General features: G+C 57.3%; 14 protein-coding genes. 6 read left to right on the top strand and 8 right to left on the bottom strand.

What is annotated here, in order from left to right:
* The first annotated feature begins 6 nt into the window (after nucleotides 1-6).
* From HNI00_RS01145 to HNI00_RS01135, 3 genes are all read left to right on the top strand, one after another.
* Entirely contained in the window at nucleotides 7-3,219 is a 3,213-nt protein-coding gene (locus HNI00_RS01145; RefSeq protein ID WP_316789947.1) for a UPF0182 family protein, read from the top strand.
* Nucleotides 3,220-3,339: 120 nt separating this feature from the next.
* Nucleotides 3,340-3,795 (top strand): EVE domain-containing protein, encoded by a 456-nt coding sequence (locus HNI00_RS01140; protein WP_172358134.1) that lies wholly within the window; start codon nucleotides 3,340-3,342, stop codon nucleotides 3,793-3,795.
* 62 nt (nucleotides 3,796-3,857) lie between these two features.
* Nucleotides 3,858-4,769: an amino acid ABC transporter substrate-binding protein gene (locus HNI00_RS01135; RefSeq protein WP_316789943.1), complete on the top strand. Its 912-nt coding sequence runs from the start codon at nucleotides 3,858-3,860 to the stop codon at nucleotides 4,767-4,769.
* On the opposite strand, the gene HNI00_RS01130 is transcribed toward HNI00_RS01135, so the two are convergent.
* Together HNI00_RS01130 and HNI00_RS01125 are read right to left on the bottom strand one after the other, a co-directional pair.
* Nucleotides 4,702-5,481, bottom strand: coding sequence for an ABC transporter permease (locus HNI00_RS01130; RefSeq protein WP_316789941.1), 780 nt, complete (start codon nucleotides 5,479-5,481; stop codon nucleotides 4,702-4,704). The two genes, HNI00_RS01135 and HNI00_RS01130, sit on opposite strands and share 68 nt — an antisense overlap.
* Before the next feature lie 89 nt (nucleotides 5,482-5,570).
* Nucleotides 5,571-6,398: an ABC transporter ATP-binding protein gene (locus HNI00_RS01125; protein ID WP_172358131.1), complete on the bottom strand. Its 828-nt coding sequence runs from the start codon at nucleotides 6,396-6,398 to the stop codon at nucleotides 5,571-5,573.
* Nucleotides 6,399-6,913: 515 nt separating this feature from the next.
* On the opposite strand from HNI00_RS01125, the gene HNI00_RS01120 reads away from it, so the two are divergent.
* A complete protein-coding gene (locus HNI00_RS01120; protein ID WP_297077984.1) occupies nucleotides 6,914-8,038 on the top strand; it encodes an ABC transporter substrate-binding protein in 1,125 nt (374 codons plus the stop codon).
* Between the two features lie 221 nt (nucleotides 8,039-8,259).
* On the opposite strand, the gene HNI00_RS01115 is transcribed toward HNI00_RS01120, so the two are convergent.
* Nucleotides 8,260-9,141, bottom strand: coding sequence for an ABC transporter permease (locus HNI00_RS01115; RefSeq protein WP_316789934.1), 882 nt, complete (start codon nucleotides 9,139-9,141; stop codon nucleotides 8,260-8,262).
* 105 nt (nucleotides 9,142-9,246) lie between these two features.
* On the bottom strand, nucleotides 9,247-10,236 hold the full coding sequence (locus HNI00_RS01110) for a cupin-like domain-containing protein (protein WP_316789933.1): 990 nt from the start codon (nucleotides 10,234-10,236) through the stop codon (nucleotides 9,247-9,249).
* Nucleotides 10,237-11,078: 842 nt separating this feature from the next.
* Between HNI00_RS01110 and HNI00_RS01105 the strand changes: the two genes are divergently transcribed.
* Nucleotides 11,079-11,462 carry a 4a-hydroxytetrahydrobiopterin dehydratase gene (locus HNI00_RS01105; protein WP_420156274.1) on the top strand — a complete coding sequence of 128 codons (384 nt, stop codon included), beginning with the start codon at nucleotides 11,079-11,081 and terminating at the stop codon, nucleotides 11,460-11,462.
* Between the two features lie 48 nt (nucleotides 11,463-11,510).
* Here HNI00_RS01105 and HNI00_RS01100 read toward each other — a convergent pair whose 3' ends face one another.
* Nucleotides 11,511-12,836 carry an NAD(P)/FAD-dependent oxidoreductase gene (locus HNI00_RS01100; protein ID WP_316789925.1) on the bottom strand — a complete coding sequence of 442 codons (1,326 nt, stop codon included), beginning with the start codon at nucleotides 12,834-12,836 and terminating at the stop codon, nucleotides 11,511-11,513.
* A 561-nt stretch (nucleotides 12,837-13,397) separates the two neighbouring features.
* On the opposite strand from HNI00_RS01100, the gene HNI00_RS01095 reads away from it, so the two are divergent.
* Nucleotides 13,398-15,611, top strand: coding sequence for a sensor histidine kinase (locus HNI00_RS01095; RefSeq protein ID WP_316789923.1), 2,214 nt, complete (start codon nucleotides 13,398-13,400; stop codon nucleotides 15,609-15,611).
* A gap of 89 nt (nucleotides 15,612-15,700) precedes the next feature.
* Here the strand turns inward: HNI00_RS01095 and HNI00_RS01090 are convergent, their stop codons facing one another.
* The 3 genes from HNI00_RS01090 to pyrH all read right to left on the bottom strand — a co-directional run bounded on the left by HNI00_RS01090 (nucleotide 15,701) and on the right by pyrH (nucleotide 18,260).
* Nucleotides 15,701-16,828, bottom strand: a complete 1,128-nt coding sequence (locus HNI00_RS01090) for a geranylgeranyl reductase family protein (protein WP_316789921.1) — start codon at nucleotides 16,826-16,828, stop codon at nucleotides 15,701-15,703.
* 168 nt (nucleotides 16,829-16,996) lie between these two features.
* Complete coding sequence (gene frr / locus HNI00_RS01085) at nucleotides 16,997-17,545, bottom strand: ribosome recycling factor (protein ID WP_172358127.1); 549 nt, start codon at nucleotides 17,543-17,545, stop codon at nucleotides 16,997-16,999.
* The gene (gene pyrH / locus HNI00_RS01080) at nucleotides 17,532-18,260 is read right to left on the bottom strand and encodes a UMP kinase (RefSeq protein WP_172359061.1); all 729 of its coding nucleotides are present in this window, start codon (nucleotides 18,258-18,260) and stop codon (nucleotides 17,532-17,534) included. The genes frr and pyrH overlap by 14 nt, the downstream gene beginning before the upstream one ends.
* Nucleotides 18,261-18,384 lie beyond the last annotated feature (124 nt).

The following is an 18,384-nucleotide window of genomic DNA, read 5'->3' as shown; positions in this document are numbered from 1 at the left end:
TTTCCCATGCCCCTCCCCCGCTGGCTTCGACTCCCGCGCCGTTATGCCATCCCGCTAGCCGTGGTGGGAAGTTTGCTGCTGCTCGATTTGCTGCGGCTGCTGGTTGCAGAGGGGCTGTGGTTTCAGCAGGTGGAGCATCTGCGGGTGTTTTGGCTGCGGCTGGGTGTGCAGGGAGGGCTGGGGCTGCTGGGGTTTGGGCTGAGCCTGGTGTTTCTGTGGGGAAATTTGGCGATCGCCCATCGACATTCTGACCCACACCTGAACCTGACCCCGATTCCCCGGTTTGGGGGGCTGCGGCTGCGTCCACTGGCGATGCTGGTGTCGGGCATCAGCCTGTGGATGAGTGCGGCGCTGGCCTATCACGCGGGCGTGGCGATTAGCCACTGGCGGCCGGCCCTCAGCGTCTATACACCTGCTGCTCAAGTCCCCGTACGATTTCGAGCCGAAACGCTGGGGCAACTGCTCGTCCAGAGCCTCCAGCAGCCGTGGTTGGCGCTGATTATTCTGGGGCTAGCGGTGGGGCTGCTGGTGTATCCGCGAGTGCTGCTGTGGGGCTGGGCGCTGCTTACCAGTCTGGGTTTTGGGCTGGTGCTGTCGGAATATTGGGCCAAACTGCTGCTGGCCGCTTCGCCCACGCCCTTTGACCGAGCCGATCCGCTGTTTGGTCAAGATATTGGCTTTTATGTGTTTCGGCTGCCTGCGCTGGAGTTGCTGTCCTATTGGGCGATGGGGCTGACGCTGCTGGGGCTGCTGTCGGTGGTGCTGGTCTATTTGCTGGCGGGCGACAGCCTCAGCGAGGGGAAATTTTTGGGCTGGTCGCTGCCGCAGTTGCGTCATCTCTGTGGGCTGGGTGGGGTGCTGATGCTGGCGATCGCCCTGGCCCACTGGCTCAATCGCTACGGGCTGCTGTATTCCACCAGCGGCGTGGCCTACGGGGCTGGGTTTACCAATGTCCATGTGCGGCTGCCGATTCACAGCATTTTGGCGGTGGCGGCGCTGGTGTTGGGGGTGATTTTGCTGTGGCAGGCGATCGCCTCTCATCGCTGGCGGGCGGTTCCGGCGGTGTCGGCTACTCCGCTGCGGGGGGCGGCGGCCAGTCTGCCGAATCGGGGCTTTGTTTCTCGAACCGCAGCGACACCAGGGTTACCCCCGTCCGCTTCGCAGTCTCGCAGTCGCGTCCCATCGGCTCCGGAGGATTCTGCTCTATCGCTCCGGGGCTGGCGATCGCGCGAAGAGCGAATTGCAGAATATGCCCAGTGGTCGGGGGCTGCGGTTGATTTGCCGCTGCGCCCTGGGCCGGGGGCAGAGGAAACCGTGGCCCTGCTGCCGCGTCGAGTGCCGCCGCTGTTTTGGGGGCCGATGCTGCATCTGGCTGTGGCGGCGATCGCCACGACGCTGATTCCCTTTGTGGTGCAAAGCTTCGTTGTGCAGCCCAACGAACTGGCGCTGGAAACGCCTTACATTCAGCGCACCATCGCCCTCACGCGAGATGCGTTTAACCTACAGGTCATTCAGGACGATATCTTTGACCCCCAGACGAACCTAACACTGGAGGATCTGCAAGCTAACAACCTCACCATCGACAACATTCGCCTGTGGGACTCGCGCCCGCTGCTAGAGACGAACCGCCAGCTTCAGCGCATCCGCCCCTACTACGAATTTCCCGATGCCGACCTCGACCGCTACCAGCTTCCGACCACTCAGGGCACGATTGGCCTACGGCAAGTTCTAATCGCGGCCCGCGAACTGGACTATAGCGGCGTGCCCGCCGATGCCCAAACCTGGGTGAACCAGCACCTCATTTACACCCACGGCTATGGCTTTACGGTCAGCCCAGTGAACACCGCCGACGAGGGTGGACTTCCTGTTTACTTTATCGAGGGCGTGGAGCAGATTGTTAATGACCCGCGGATTTTAGACTTGCTGCCCACCGACAATCCCCGCATTTATTTTGGTGAACTGACCAATAACTTCGTGCTGACGCGCACTCGCGCCCTGGAGTTGGACTATCCCAGCGGCGGCGAAAACGTTTACAACACCTACAGCGGCAGTGGCGGCATCCCCATCGGGTCTTACTGGCGGCGGCTGCTGTTTGCGCGGCATCTCAACGACTGGCGAATGCTGTTTAGCGACCAGTTGACGGGCGAATCGCAGTTGCTCTATCGCCGCAATATCGTCAAGCGGGTGCAGGCGATCGCCCCCTTCCTGCGGTTTGACCATGACCCCTACCCGGTCGCAGTTGAACTAGATGAAAAGATTAGCAATGCCGACTCGCCGCCCAGTTCGCTGTACTGGATTATTGATGCCTACACGACGAGCGATCGTTACCCCTATTCCGACCCGCGCAACAACGATTTCAACTACATTCGCAACTCCGTCAAGATTGTCGTCGATGCCTACAACGGCAGCGTCACCTTCTACATCGCTGACCCCAGCGACCCGATGATCCAGTCCTGGAGCCGTCTGCTGCCCCAGATGTTCCGCCCGTTCGATTCCATGCCCCCGGCTCTCCGCAGTCACATTCGCTATCCGCAGGACTACTATCAGGTGCAGTCGAATCAGCTCATGACCTACCACATGACTGATCCGCAAATCTTCTACAACCGCGAAGACGAATGGCGCGAACCGAATGAAATTTATGCTAACGAGTCGCAAATTGTTGCGCCCTATTACCTGATTACCAAACTGCCCATCGCCGATGCGGAAGAATTTGTTCTGCTGCGCCTCTTCACGCCGTCCCAGCGCACAAACCTGATTGGCTGGCTGGCGGCTCGCTCCGATGGTGAAAATTATGGCAAAGTGCTGCTCTATCGCTTCCCCAAGCAGCGACTGATCTTTGGCCCAGAGCAAATCGAAGCCCGCATTAACCAAGATCCGCTGATTTCTCAGCAGATTTCGCTGTGGAATCGGCAGGGTTCGCAGGCGATCCAGGGTAATCTGCTAGTGATCCCCGTGGAGGACTCGTTGCTCTATGTCGAGCCGCTGTACCTCCAGGCGGAGCAAAACCGTCTGCCCACCCTCACAAGGGTCATCGTCGCCTATGGAAACCGCATCGTTATGGCGGAAACGCTCCAGCAGGCCCTCGATGCCATCTTTGCAGAGGCTCCGGTGGATGGGACTCCTGCCGATAGCACTGTTGAAGCGAATCCCGAAGCACCCCCCAATGGAACCATCGTGCGGCCGCTGCCGGAGACTGGGGTCGAGGGGGCGTTGCCGTGAGGGGGCGTTGCCGTGGGGGAGCGTTGCAGTCATGAAGGGTCAAAGCATTGTGGGAATACGCTTTTTCCCTGCTTCGCATTCCCCTAACCCCTAACCCGTAACCCCTGACTCGAACCTCTGATGCGCTATTGGCTGATGAAATCGGAACCGGATGTGTATAGCATCGAAGACCTGGAGCGCGATCGCCAGACGATTTGGGATGGCGTGCGAAACTATCAGGCGCGAAATTTCTTGCGATCAATGGAGGTGGGCGATCGCGCGTTTTTCTATCACTCCAACGCCACGCCGCCGGGAATTGTGGGGCTGATGCAGGTGTCGCAGCCGGATATCGTAGACCCGACGCAGTTTGACCCCAAGAGCAAGTATTACGATGCCAAGTCGCCGCAGGACAATCCCCGCTGGCGCACGGTGCAGGTCGAGTTTGTGGAGCAGTTTCCTCAGATAGTGACGCTGGAACAACTGCGGCAAACCTTTTCGTCAGAGGAACTGCTGGTGGTGCGCCAGGGCAATCGCCTATCAGTGATGCCGGTAGACGAGGCGGTTGCCCAGAAAATTTTGAAGCTGGCGAAAGGCTGAGGATTGGAGTTAGGAGAGGCAGGATGTCTCGAAACAAACGCAGGGCTGCGAGGCGGGGTAGATTGGCGAGCTTGGGGCTGCTGCTGTGGCTGGGGATGCTGGCTCCCGCCTGGGCAGAGGCGCGTCTGGAGAAAATTCAGCGGACGGGTGTGCTGAGGGCGGGGGTTCGCACGGATGCTGCACCGTTTGGCACGCTGGATGAGTCGGGCGCACCGATGGGATACCCGGTTGACCTGCTGCGGCGAATGCAGGCGGATTTGTCTCGCAGCCTGGGGCGGACGATTCAGCTAGAACTGGTGCCTACGACGGCAGCAGAGCAGTTTGCCCAGGTTAGCCAAGGCGCATTGGACATAGCCTGTGGCACAAGCAGCATTACCCTCAGCCGCGGGTCGATGGTGGATTTTTCGGTCGGCTATTTCGTGACGGGGACGCAGTTTTTGCTGGCGCGGGGTCGGGGGCTTTCGGGCAATCGGCTGCGAGTTGGCGGCGTATCGGGCACAACTAACGCAGAGCTAATTCGCAGGCGGCTGCCGCTGGCGCGAATTGTGCCTGTGGGCGATCGCGCTGAGGGGCTGTCTTTGCTGCAACAGGGACGGATTGACGCGCTGGCCAGCGACGGCATCTTGCTGGAGGGATTGCGGCGATCGCTGCCCGATCCCGACGCTTATGAAGTCATTCCTCCGCAGCCTTTTAGCCGCGAGGTGTACGGCTGTCTGTTGCCCAAACAGGATCTGCCGTTTCGCGCCCAGGTGAATCAAAGCCTGACTCGCTTTATGGAAGGCGTGCTGGCGGGGGAAACGACAGCGATGCAGTTGTTTGAGCGCTGGTTTGGGCCGCAGGGCGCTGTTCCCTGGGAGACGACGGACACCGTGACCCACTTTCGGCGGGTGGTCGAGCAGAGCCGCGCTAGCGGGCCCAGTAGATTAGATACTTTTCAGCCGCCGCGAAGAATCCGTAGAGCGCAGTCCCCATAATTGCCAGCACCATCAGACCCGCAAACCCCAGCGGCACGTCAAAGTTGGAACTGGCGGTGACGATGAGGTAGCCAATGCCCTTGTTGGAAGCGACGGTTTCCGAAATCACTGCCCCCACAAACGCTAGCGAAATTGCCACCTTCAGCGATGCAAAGACATAGGGCATGACGTGGGGAAAGCCGATTTTCTGGAAGATCTCGAGCTGAGATGCGCCGAGCGATCGCATCACGTCCTTCATCTCCGGTTCCACCGTGTCCAGCCCTAGCGCCACGTTGACCGCAATCGGGAAGAAAGCCAGCAGGAATGCTGTGAGGATAGCCGGAATCGTGCCAATGCCAAACCACAGCGCAAATAGCGGCACAAGCGCCACCTTGGGAATGGTATTGAACCCAACCAGCAGCGGGTACAGCACAATGTACGCCAGCCGCGAATAGCCGATCATAAAACCGAGAATGACACCCGCCAGGATCGCCAGCAGAAACCCTGCCAAGGTCGTGAACAGCGTTTGCATGGAATTCTCCCACAAAGCCGAACTGCGGGCGATCGCCGATTGCAAAATTGCAGACGGCGCTGGCAGATTGTAGCTGGGAATATTGAACAACCGCACCAGCAGTTCCCAAAGCACAAACAGCAGCACGGTTGCTACCGCTGGAAATATAATGCTGGCGGATTTGGTGCGAGAGAATTTTTCAAGGCGATCGAACGTAGTCATGATAACCAGAAGAATGGTAAAAGCAGGGATTGCGGAGGCAAGGCGGAATAGGCGGAATAGAAAGCAGGATAGAAAAAATCGACGCTGCGCTAGTTGCGATGAATATGGCGGCGCAGGTCGGCCACAATGTGGTTGAAGTCGTCCGACAGCATCATGTCTGGCGTAGTGGGGCGCGGCAGCGATACGTCCACTTTGTAAATAATCGAGCTAGGTCGCGGCCCCATGACATACACCGTGTCAGACAAAAACACCGCTTCTCGCAGGTCATGGGTAATCAAAATGCAGGTGCAGCGATTGTGCATCCATAGCTCTTGCAGCATCACCCACATCTCTTCACGGGTGAAGGCATCCAGTGCCCCAAACGGCTCATCCAGCAGCAAAATTTCAGGTTTGTGAATCAGCGCCCGACATAGCGAAGCCCGCTGGCGCATTCCACCCGACAACTGCCAGGGATACTGCTTCGCAAAGTCCTTCAGCCCCACCGTAGCCAGCAGCTCTTCCGCAGCGCGAGCGTGGATTGCCTTGCGGCTGGGATTGCGAATTTCTTGCTTATACGGCTCCACCACTTCCAGCGGCAGCATCACGTTTGCCAGCGTATTGCGCCAGGGCATTAGCACCGGGTTTTGAAAGGCAATGCCAACGTTTTTCAGCGGTTGGGTAATCTTTTTTCCGCGAAATCGGATTTCTCCCAGGGGCGCGGGCGACAGACCCGACACCATCCGCAGAATCGATGTTTTGCCGCAGCCGCTCGGCCCGACAAACGACACAAACTCGCCCTCGGCTATGTTCAGCGAAATCTCGTCGATAATGCGTCGCGGATTGCCATCGACTTGGTATTGCAGACCAATGCGATCGAACTCCAGAATGACAGGCTTGTCGGTTTTTGCAGCGCTGTCGATTGTTTCGGATTGAACCATGATGAGAAAACCCTTGACGCATTCAAGATGCCCTTCATTTGGGCAGCTAAGCAGGAAGGGATTCTGTAGTTCTTGACACAAAACCTGGGAATTAAGGCAAAGAGTTTTTAAGACGGTAGTTTTGACAAGGTTCTTAATGAATTTTCAAAAGTTGGCGATCGCAAATTGTAGCCTGGGTCACGTTTCGCTGCTTCGGATATGTATACAGTACACCTTACGCTAAACCAAACTAAGCAAAGGGCACTGCTTACCTGCGCCCTTCGAGCAGTGTCCTCATTAAGTTTGCTGAGTATTGGTTTTGCGCTGTTTCGCCTGCGATCGCTTAAATGATTTGTTGAGCTGAGCTGAATCTGTGCAGTCTCTGTGCAGTCAATGCGCTTAACTTTCAGGACTGATGCAGGCTTCTCGACAGCGCAAGCTCAATCGTTGAGGTAGGTTCAGCGTTGCTAGGAACACTCTGTAGTAAACAACTTGTTGAAACATTGCCTGGTGCAGATCAATTCTCAAAGCGCACTATGAAACTTAATTGGCTGGCTCGATTTCTCTCCATTGCTCTGGTTGCTTCCCCCATGCTGCTGAGCAGTTGCCAAACGCCTACCCCAGAGGCGACTGCTCCAGAGGCATCGCCAGGGACGACGACGGCTGCTTCCCCGACGGCTCCGAACGAACTGCGGACGATCAAGGTTAACCCCTCCTGGCTCCTGCAAGGAGACAATGCGCCGATCACGCTGGCTAGCGAGAAGGGTTACTTTGCAGAGGAAGGGCTGAACGTGGTGATTGAGCGGGGCTATGGCTCTGCGAAGACCATCACTGATGTTGCAGCGGGGACGGTGGAGATCGGCTTTGGCGATATGTACTCGATGATCGAGTTCAACGCGAAGAATCCGAATGATCCGGTGGTGGCGGTGGCCGTGCCCTACAACCGCTCTCCGTTTGCGATCGCCACGTTGTCCACCAACGGCATCGCTGATCCCAAAGCCCTCCAGGGCAAGAAACTGGGCGCACCTGCCGGAGACGCGCCGCGCAAGCTGTGGCCTGTGTTTGCAGAACAGGTGGGCATTCCTGCCGACTCGGTGGAATGGATCACGATGGAGCCAAAGCTGCGGGAAACGTTTCTGGTTAAGGGCGATGTTGATGCCGTCAGCGGGTTCTCGACCAGCATCCTGCCTGCGCTTGCCAAGGCAGGCAAGCAAGAGTCTGACTTGACAATGTTCTACTACAACGACTTTGGGCTGGATCTCTATGGCAATGCCATCGTGGTCAAGAAGTCGTTCTTGGAGCAAAACCCCGACGTGGTGCGGGGCTTCTTGCGAGCCTATTTCCGAGGAATGCAGGACGTAATCAAAGATCCGGCTGCGGGGCTGGCATCGGTGATGAAAGCGGGCGATTCCCTGATGGAGGAAGCGTCAGAAAAGCAGCGCCTAAAGATTGCCCTAGAGCGGCTGTGGGTCACTCCGGAGACTGAGGCGAACGGTCTGGGCGGCATCGATCCGGCTCGCTTTGAGCAGACGATCAAGCAGGTGGCTGGAGTGTTTGAAGTGACTCCACCCCCGATTAGCGAAGTGTTTGACGATAGCTACCTGCCGCCTGCGTCGGAACGTGGCTTGCCGCCTGCGGGCGATCGCCAACCGCTGAACTAGGGCAGATTGGCTCAGTGTCTGTGCTTTGCTTTATGTTTCGTTTCTAGATTTGATGTCTCCTAGAGATTGCGGGGGGTGAGGGCGATGCTTTCATCCCTTTTTTATGACTTGTTTTATGACTTGTCTCCATGCTCCGAAGGGATCTGCGAATCAATCGGGACACCAACTAAAATCCAAAATCGCATTTGTTCCACCCAGCTTCAACCCTCAGGCTTCCCACCTTAAGCTTCCAAGGCTCCCTGGCGGAGGGCGATCGCCAGTCCAGCAAATACAATCAGCATTACCACCAGCGAAAACGCTGCGCCCAGCGGCCAGTTGTAGGACACGCCAAACTGGGACGAGATGACGTTACCCAACATGATGCCGCTGGGGCTGCCTACCAGACTCGGCGTGATATAGTCGCCCATCGTCAACGCAAACACGCTGATAGAACCCGCAAATACGCCCGGTCTCACCAGGGGCAGAATGACTCGGCGAAAAGTTGTGAGCGGCGGCGCGTTCAGATCGGCGGAGGCTTCCAGCAAGTCTTGGGGCAATCGCTCGAAGGCGGTGATGATGGGCAAGATCATGAACGGCAGCCAGACGTGAACAAACGTGAGCATGGTCGAAAACTGGTTGTAGAGGAAGACCGTGCTGGGTTCCTGAAGAATGCCCAGCGACAGCAGCGCCGTATTCAACACGCCGTTGTAGCCCAGAATGATTTTCCAGGCAAACACCCGCACTAGATAGCTTGACCACAGCGGCAGGATGACGAGGATCGTCAGGAGCGATCGCCACTTGCCGCCAAACCGCGCAATAAAATAGCCCAGCGGCAGGGCCAGCACGATATCAATCAGCGTCACTCCCAGCGCCGTGCCCACGGTTCGCAAAATTACCGTGCGATAGGCGGCATTCGTAAAAATCGTTTTGAAATTGACCAGGCTAAACTCTTTGACAATATCAAACGCCTCCAGCCGCCACACGCTGTAGGAAATCAGCAGCGCCAAGGGGACAAAATAGAGCAGCGTCGTCCATACCAGCGGCGGCAGCAGCGAGGCGTATAGCCCGACCGGACGGCGGGTGCGGCGTGGGGGAGCAGTTTTGACAGGGGCGATCGCAGTCACAATAACGGGGTTGGGGATTTGAGTATGGGGAGCCTAAGAGGGATGGAGTGTGGATGGCACAGTTGCTCCATTATCACCCCACCCCTCTCTCTTCATCCTCTCTCCTCACATCCGCTGCATAATTTTACGAAAGGCCTGCTCGCGATCTGTGCTGGCGATCGCCCCTGCCAGATTGCCCAGCAGATGCGGCATCGCCATCACAAATCCCAAGTGAACACGCCACTTACTCCAGTTCGTCAGCGCCCGCGACAACGGCAACACGTTCCAAAATCGGTTTACCGAACAGACGGCATCGGTTCCGAGGCTAGACACCTCATGCCACCAGCCCGCAGGAATGAACAGGGTTTCACCTACTTTTACCACCGTCATCTGGCAGTGGTTCAGTGCCTCCCGATAGCGCGGGAACGCCTCAAAATCAGGGCGATCGGGATAGACCTGGCTATAGAGCGCCCGCCGCTTCATGCCATAGCGTAAGTAATTGAGCAGTGGAAATGGATACAGGTTGTAAAGTTGCGATGGCGGAAACAGGACGACCTGCTTCTCACCCTGAAGCTGCATCAGCGTGCCGTCCATCGGGTCGTAGTGCAGCGCAGAGGTGCGCCCTCCCGGCCCAACCCAAAGGTTAATTGCTGTTGCAGGCAGTCGCAGTCCCAGTCGTGCCTCGGCCTGGTGAATTTGGGTGGCATCTTCTAGCGGTGTGTCCTTAAGGGAACAGCGTCCCAAATAGGCATCCTTTTCTCGCGCTTCGCCAGACCGCAGCATTCTCACATACCTGGCAAAGTTGATACTGTAGGTCGGCACGCCGCTGCCGATGGTTTCCCAGGTGCGTTTGTCTCGCTGGTAGCGATCGCGCCCGTAGTGTCGCACCGGAAAGGTCAAATTGCCCAAATGTTTCAGCAGAAAGTCTAAGTTCCAATTCAGCCCATCCAGTAACCCTGTAACCACAACGGGCTTTCCAGGTACAAGATGCTGCTGCCGAAACAGCCTCTGCGTCAGGTTTTGTGCATCTATTCGGGGAACTGGCTTGGCAAATGTTTGGAGATTAAAATCTTGAGGATCAAGAGGGTTGTCAGGGAATGAGTTTGGTTGAATCATAGGAGAATACACTACGTCACACCACAGTTACAGAACAGTTACAGAACAGTTATAGAATGCGTTCAGGAATGCTTTTAAGAATGCGTTCTGCACGCAAGGCGCTGAAATTGCAAAACGCTGAAAAGCATTTCATAACCATTCATATTGGAATCATATTGGAACGCTGCCAGACGGATATGCAAACCGAAACGACATTCCAGCGCACCCGAAACAAGATCACGCCCGATCCAAGCTGAATCGGCCGCGATCAAAAGCAGCAATCAGAACAGCAAAGCCAAGAAAACAGCAAAGCGCCCATTGGTGATGACCTCTGGGTGCGCCGATATGTTTCAACCTTAAATATTTGCTGCGAAGCTTGCAGCAGTCTAGAAAACAAGACTGCAAAACTTAACCACAAAAATACCAGCTTACGGAACTGTTTAATTTCTGCGTAAAGCTTTTTAGAAACACGGTTCGGTCCCTGGGCCGCGGCGATCGCCCAGAGGTTGTGATACTAGGAGAACAAGGGCGATCGCAAGAGGCTATTCTGGCGTTCCATAAGGATTCGAGGGCGATCGCCTACTACACTCTCTAACATTGCTCCATCTGCATGTTTCCCAATATTTCCCAATATTTCCCGCGCAAACCGTCTGCTGATCGGCATTGAGGGCGATATCTTTAGGTTCTGGGCTTTGGACGATTTCTTGCGGGCGCAGACCGTGAAAAATCGTCCAACTGTGTGAGTTTTAATCTTATTTTGAGGCAGTTTTGAGGCAGCCAGATGAGTCCCTCTAAGTCCATCAAACAAGTCCATCAAAATGGAGTTTCGTATGCATAGAAATATCGAACCCCGACGCAACTGGATACTGGGCGCTGGGCTGGGACTGGTGTTGGCAATAGGGGCCGGATCGCGGGGGGCGATCGCCCTCCCAGTCTTGCTCAGCAGTGATGAGATAGCCCGGCAAATGCAGGATCTATCTGACTGGGCCCTGGCAGGACAGGACATTTCCTGCACCTACTCGTTTGGGAACTTTGTGGAGGCGATCGCCTTTGTGAATCGCCTGGTGGAACCCGCCGAAGCCGCCGCCCATCACCCCGACCTAACGATCGCCTACAACCGCGTCACGCTGCGACTCACCACCCACGACGCAGGCGGGCTGACGGATCTCGACTTTCGCGTTGCCCAGGCTGCCCGCGCTGCGACCAATCCTGGCGGCTCGCCGCTGACCTGTGCTGCGATGGAATAATGTGAGTGATGCAGAGATAGGGGAACTGACTCCCACAGCCCCGCCCGCTTACCAGGCATCCTGCAAGCTATACAGACTAAACATCCCCCGCAGATACCACGGGCGCAGGTGGGGCAGCGGGAAGCGGCGGAGAGGCTGGCGGAAGGGGGTTGCCAGATCGGTTTCTGAAATCTTGCCGATCAGCAGATGGGCGATCGCCCGGCCGCTCCAGGTGGCGGTGGCCACGCCGTTGCCGTGATAGGCCAGCGCGTAGAAAAGCGTGGGATCATCGACAAGCTGCCCGACATGAGGCACTAGCGCCCTAGAGCCGCAGAGCAGCCCGCTCCAGTAGTGGGAAATTTCCACGTCGCGCCAGGCGGGAAACATCTTGCCCAGTCGTCGCCCCATCCATTGACGATAGCGGTCGGCTTCTTGTGGGGTGCCCCGCGTGCCGCCCCGCGTCCCCAACAGAAAGCGCCCATCTTTCAGCAGGCGAAAGTAAAACAGCAGATTGCGCGTGTCGTAGATGGGGGTTTCGGTTTTCCAGCCCTGAGCAGCGAGTTCGGCGGCGGTGAGGGGGCGCGTGGTAATGATGTTGGAAACGACGGGCAGCAGGCGGCCAGACAGGGCCGGGTGGAGGGGGTCTTCGGTGTAGCCATTGGTCGCGATAATGACTCGCCGGGCCCGCAGGGTTCCCCCTGGCGTGTGCAGCCGATGTCCATGTCCGTCTGTTTCCCAGTGCTGAACGGGGCTATGGGCGTAGACCGCAACGGGTTGCCGCTGGAGGGCGATCGCCAGTCCCCGGCTATATTTCATCGGATTCAGCCCAAAGCCTACGCCGACATGCAGCGCCCCATGTGCTTCGGGGCTATGGTAGGCCCGTTCGGTCAGTTCCTTGGGCGACCAGATCTGGCAGGGATAGCCCGCAATGTCGCTAAAAAATTCATAGGCCGCTTCGAGCGATCGCCATCGGTTGGGGCGATGGGCCACTTCGATCTCGCCGTCCCCCTGCGCGTCTAGGTCAATGCCTTCTTCCTGGGCAATCTGGCGCACTAGCTCCGTGCCCTCGCGCTGCTGCCGAAAAAATCGCCCCACCTCCTCGCGCCCAAACTGGTTCAGCAGGGCTTCCGGGTCGAGCCAAGTTGCCCCAACACAGCAAAAGCCGCCATTCCGCCCCGATGCGCCCCAGGCTGGAATTCCCGCCTCCAGCACGCACGCCTCCACGCCCGCCCGCGCCAAGTGCAGCGCTGCCGAAAGTCCCGTGATGCCGCCGCCGATAATCGCCACATCACAAGTGCGATCGCCCGCCAGCGCCGCCCCTTCCACCGGATCTACCGTGGTTTCCCAAAAGCTGCCGACAGGACGAGTGCGATCGTAGAGGAACGGGGTATACATAAAATAATGGAGATTAACGGAGTGACGAGGTGAGGTGACGGCGGTGACGGCGGTGACGGCGGTGACGGCGGTGACACAGTTGACACAGTTAACAGCGGTGACATCGGTAACACAGGTAACAGGAGCAGCAAGGTAACGGAGTGCCGGGGTTGATTGAGCCTCATTCCCAGCCTTATTCCCGCACCCCAATTCCCCAAAAGCGTCCCTCCAAAAAACCTGCTATTCTTGTGGATGCTAACCCAGACCATTGTATTCGTGTGTTCCTGGCAAACTGAGTGTCGGCTTCGGGGTTCCGATGAAAACTCTGTATCGAGCATTACGAAACTGTCTGGGAGCGCCCTATCTGAGGGACGCTAGCTTGAGATTCATCGGCACTTTGCCACGCAAGCCATCTGAACACTGCTCGATTTGGGATCGCGGCGCTTCCGTGTCAACTCACCTGCGTAATTACCGAAGTCTGATGAGTGTTGGCTACTACGGTAGGGTTTCCGGGTTTTGGGCATATTTGCTTTGCTGGACGATCGGCTGCAATGATGTCATGTGCTGAGGAGAGTCCGTGTAGTGAGTCAAGGGAATTTGCCTCAGAATTCGCAGCCTTCGGTTTCAGCACGCCCAGCCAACAAGCATCCCCAAGGATACGCAGAGTTGGAGGCGGCGCTGGGTCAGGTTGAGCAGTTGCTGTCGCGACTGTCGCTAGAGCGCGTTATTGAGGAGGAGGATCGGCAGGAGGATCGGGGCGATCGCCCCTCTCATGATCCATCCCATGACTCATCCAATGCGAAGTCTTCTGGCGACCCATCTTCCAACCCCAAGTCTCCTCGTACCAGATCCTCTAGCTCCGATCAATCCGCTAGGTCATCCGCTCGGCCTCCTGCGCCAGCCACCTCTCAGGATGCGGGACTGACCGATGCGCTGTTGCAGATTCGCGCCAATTTATCGCGAGTGCTAGACGGCTACGATCATCAGGTTGAGCAAATTCAGCAGCAGTCGGCCCAGTCGCACTCGGTCGCCAGCATCACCCAGCGAATTCGTCAGTCGCTTGATCCGGGCGAAATTTTGAACAGCACGGTGATCGAGGTGCGACAAGCGCTCCAGGCAGACCGAGTGGTGATTCACAGCTTTGAGGACGATGCCGGGTCGGTGATTGTGGCAGAGTCGGTAGCTGCCCCGTGGCGATCGCTGCTGGGAGAGCGGGTTAGTCAGGCGATCGCCGAACAGCGAATTGCCTACTTTCGCCAGGGCCACTACCGGATTGTGGACGATATCGAAACAGGGGACTATTCGCCGGAACTGCTGGAACTCTTTCGGCAGCAGCAGACGCGGGCGGTGTTGGTCGCGCCGATCCTGCGGGATGACCAGCTTTTGGGGCTACTGTCGGTGCATCAGTGTTCTGGCATCCGCCACTGGCAGCCCCACGAGGTGGATTTGCTGCGCTATCTCAGCGAACAGGTGGCGATCGCCCTCCAGCAATCGCGCCTCTATCAACAGGCGCAGCAGTTGAATGCTGACCTAGAGCAGCAAATCGTGCGCCGCGCCGAGCAGATGGAGCGCGTGCTGAAATACGAATCCATGCTCAAGCGCATTACCGACAAGGTGCGCGACAGCCTCGACGAAAGCCAGATCTTGCAGGCGGCTGTGCAGGAGCTAACGCTGGTGCTGGGGCTGGCGGGCTGCAACTCGGCGCTGTACGACCTAGAGGAAGGCACGTCCACCATCCGCTACGAATATACCCACTCGATTCCCACCTTCTACGGCCGTGTGGCCCAGATGGATGACTCGCCGGATATCTACCACCAGCTCAAGCAGGGGCTATATTTCCAGTTTTGCTCGCTCTATCCAAACCCGCAGCGGGGACGGGTGGCTATGCTGGCCTGCCCCATTTTCGTCGATGCCAACTCGTCCGAGGGCATGGAGCAGGCCGTGCTGGGCGACCTCTGGCTGATTCACCGCAAGGAGTACGTGTTTAACGAGTTCGAGATTCGCATGGTGCAGCAGGTGGCCAACCAGTGTGCGATCGCCATTCGCCAGGCCCGGCTCTATCAGGCAGCCCAGGCCCAGGTCACGGAACTGGAGCGGCTCAACCAGCTCAAAGATCAGTTCCTCAGCACCGTCTCCCACGAACTCCGCACCCCCATCGCCAACGTCAAAATGGCGATCCACATGCTGAAAACCGCCCCCAGCGAAGAAAAGCAAAAACAGTATCTCAGCATCCTAGAAAGCGAACTGGCGCGAGAGGAAGAACTCATCAACGACCTGCTGGACTTGCAGCGACTAGAAGAATCCGTCTTTCCCATCACCGTCGAGCGCATCGACCTGCCCAACTGGCTGCCCGCCCTGGTGGAACCCTTCCGCACCCGCATCGCCAACTCCCAGCAAACCCTCGAAGTCTCCTGCGCCGAAGATTTGCCGCCGCTGGTGACCGACCCGACCATCCTGCGGCGCATTCTGGCGGAGCTACTGAACAACGCCTGCAAGTATACGCCCAAAGGGCTGAGCATTTCGCTAGACGTATCGCTCCAGCCGCCAGCCGAGGAGAATGGGTTCACAGCCTACACCATCTTCCGCCTCCAGAATCAGGCCGAAATTCCCAATGCCGACCTGCCCCATATCTTTGAAAAGTTCTATCGCGTCTTGCAAGTCGATCGCTACAAGCACGGCGGCACCGGGCTGGGGCTGGCGCTGGTGCAAAAGCTGGTGGAGCAACTGAGCGGCACGATCAGCGCCGACAGCGCCGACGGCTGGACGAGCTTTACGGTCAAAATTCCGTCTCGCTAGCAGGGCACGGCTGAGCAAACTCTAAGTTGAGAGTGAGAATTTCGCAGTGGAGAATTTCGCAGTGGAGAATTTTGACCGTCGAGTCGGCTCTACATTCCTGGGATCAACCCGGCACTGAGGCGTTGAATAGCGCGGTTGGCCACATCGCGATAGCCCAGCTTGCCGCAGAGAATTTGCCCCATCCGCTCCGTGGCAGAGGGCCGCTTGATTCCCAGCCGATAGCCCAGGCTGGGAGCCCTGTAGAAAGCATTGGCCAGCCGTTTTGCCCAGATCATTTCCTGGCCCCACTCTTGCTGAATAGTGTGGGTATAGCCTTCGAGCGCGTCTAGGTTGCCGCTCAGCGCCGCATGAATTGCCTCCGCCGCCTTCACGCCCGTAAAGATCGAAGGGCGAATCCCTTCGGCTGTCATGGGATCAACCACGCAGGCGGCTTCGCCAGCCAGCAGCGCATTTTGAGTATGCAAGGTCTGGTCGCCATCCCACAGGCATAGGGGATGCCCGTGCTGCTCGGTGGTTGCAAAATCGACGTTAAACAGCTTGGAATATTCCGTCAGGATGCGCTTGAAGTCTTGCGCTTCGCCACCGCGAAAGGTGCCAATGCCAATGGAATAGCCGTCTGCCTTAGGAAAGTTCCAGATGTAGCCGTTTTTGACCATGCCAAACTCGAAGTGGATGGTCTGGTCATCGGCAATGGGCTGACGGGCCTCCGCCTCCAGCGCACCGCCCAGCTTCCGCTTGCGATCGCCAAATCCCAGCCACTTTGCCATGAAGCCCTTTGCTCCGTCAGCAGCGATTAGATAGGTTCCTAGAAACGGGCCCTGAGCGGTGTTGACCTGCCAGCCGTTGCCTCGCCATTCAATACCCGATACAGCGGTACGGTCTTTGAGCATTGCGCCCTGTTCCTGCGCTTTTTTGACCAGGAAATGGTCGAACACGTCGCGTCGCACCATCCAGATCGGCTCTAGGTTTTCAAGCTGAGCCACCACTGGATCGTCCATGTTCCAGGTGTAGCGGAGGGTGTTGACCTTGAGCGAGATCGCCGGGCCAAAGTCAAAATCAAACCATTCGGCCACTTGGGGCGATACGCCGCCGCCGCAGGGTTTATAGCGGGGCAGGGATTCCTTTTCTAAAAGCAGCACCGAGCGATCGCGCTTTGCCAGGTGATAGGCAGCACTTGCGCCCGCAGGCCCAGCGCCCACGATGATGCAGTCATACATGAACAGGTCACTCCTGAACGCGGGTCACAAACTCAAGGATCAAACGCAGATCAAATCCAGATCACGGCTGAGCGCGATGCCAAAAGCTCGACCCAACCTCGACGCACCGCTCAGAACCCTGATGCAAGCCGGATGCAAGCCGGATGCAAATCTAACGCAAATCTAACGCTAGACCGTTGTGATATCGGTTTCCTTTTCTTTGAGCAGCGCGTCGATTTTGGCCACGTACTTATCGGTCAGCTTTTGGATGCTGTCTTGCAAATCCAGCGCGGTGTCTTTGGGCAAGTCGCCGTCTTTTTCTTGCTTGCGAACGCTGTCTACGGCATCGCGGCGGATGTTGCGGAGGGCAACTTTGCCTTCTTCGGCGTATTTGGCGGCGATTTTTACCAATTCTTTGCGGCGATCGCTCGTCAAGGGCGGAATATTCAGCCGCACCACGGAACCATCGTTGTTCGGCGTTAGCCCCACATCAGACATCTGAATCGCCTTTTCGATCAGGTTCAGCGTGTTCCGGTCATAGGGCTGGATCAAGATAGTGCTGGCATCGGGCGTGCTGATGTTGGCCAGAGACTTCAGTGGCGTGGGCGTACCGTAGTATTCCACCTGCACCTTGTCGAGAATGCTCGCATTTGCCCGTCCTGTGCGGATGGTGTTAAACGACCGCTGAGTGGCCTCAATGGTCTTCTGCATATTGCCTTCAATTTCAGCTAATTCCACAAGAGCCTCCAACAAGTGTGCCAATGGGTTCACCCATCAAGGCGCGGCGAATGTTGCCTTCAACCGCCAGGTTAAACACCATGATAGGGATATTGTTATCTTTGCACAGGGCGATCGCCGTTCCATCCATCACCCGCAGGTCTTTTTCCAGCGCATAGCTGTAGGTCAGCGTTTGGAACCTGCGGGCATCGGGATTCACCTTTGGGTCAGCGTCGTAAATGCCATCTACTTTTGTCGCCTTGAACACGACCTCTGCGCTAATTTCTGCTGCCCGCAGCGCCGCCGTCGTGTCCGTCGTAAAGAAAGGATTACCCGACCCCGCACCAAAAATTACCACTCGCCCCTTTTCCAAATGGCGAATGGCGCGGCGGCGAATATACGGCTCTGCCACTTCCTGCATCTCGATCGCCGTCAGCACGCGAGTTTGTACGCCCTTTCGCTCTAGCGAGTCTTGCAGCGTCATGGCGTTCATCACGGTGGCAATCATGCCGATGTAATCTGCTGTTGCCCGATCCATCCCCGCCGCTGCGCCCTTGATGCCGCGAAAAATATTGCCGCCGCCCACCACGACCGCAACTTCTACGCCCGTATTCACCACATCTTTAATCTCTGCACAAATCGCATCTACCACTGCCGGGTCAATCCCATAGGAGAGATCGCCCATCAGTGCCTCGCCGCTGAGCTTTAGCAAAACCCGCCGATACGTATTCCCCATAGGTCGTGACAATTCTCTAGAACTTTAAAATTGTTTCCAACCCAAGATAGCAGTAGACCGGAAAAATCCGTCAGCGCCAAGCGGCCGGTTTGCCACCGGCTCTAGCAGACAGATGGGCATTGCA

The sequence above is a fragment of the Thermoleptolyngbya oregonensis NK1-22 genome (assembly GCF_032705245.1).
Lineage (GTDB): Bacteria > Cyanobacteriota > Cyanobacteriia > Elainellales > Elainellaceae > Thermoleptolyngbya > Thermoleptolyngbya sichuanensis.
This window is presented reverse-complemented; position numbering and strand designations above follow the sequence as displayed.

Excerpts from the sequence above, each read along its gene's own strand:
- HNI00_RS01100 (WP_316789925.1), bottom strand. The coding sequence starts at position 12,836 with ATGTATACCCCGTTCCTCTACGATCGCACTCGTCCTGTCGGCAGCTTT.
- HNI00_RS01090 (WP_316789921.1), bottom strand. The coding sequence starts at position 16,828 with ATGTATGACTGCATCATCGTGGGCGCTGGGCCTGCGGGCGCAAGTGCT.
- pyrH (WP_172359061.1), bottom strand. The coding sequence starts at position 18,260 with ATGGGGAATACGTATCGGCGGGTTTTGCTAAAGCTCAGCGGCGAGGCA.
- HNI00_RS01120 (WP_297077984.1), top strand. The coding sequence starts at position 6,914 with ATGAAACTTAATTGGCTGGCTCGATTTCTCTCCATTGCTCTGGTTGCT.
- HNI00_RS01140 (WP_172358134.1), top strand. The coding sequence starts at position 3,340 with ATGCGCTATTGGCTGATGAAATCGGAACCGGATGTGTATAGCATCGAA.
- HNI00_RS01125 (WP_172358131.1), bottom strand. The coding sequence starts at position 6,398 with ATGGTTCAATCCGAAACAATCGACAGCGCTGCAAAAACCGACAAGCCT.
- HNI00_RS01130 (WP_316789941.1), bottom strand. The coding sequence starts at position 5,481 with ATGACTACGTTCGATCGCCTTGAAAAATTCTCTCGCACCAAATCCGCC.
- HNI00_RS01145 (WP_316789947.1), top strand. The coding sequence starts at position 7 with ATGCCCCTCCCCCGCTGGCTTCGACTCCCGCGCCGTTATGCCATCCCG.
- HNI00_RS01110 (WP_316789933.1), bottom strand. The coding sequence starts at position 10,236 with ATGATTCAACCAAACTCATTCCCTGACAACCCTCTTGATCCTCAAGAT.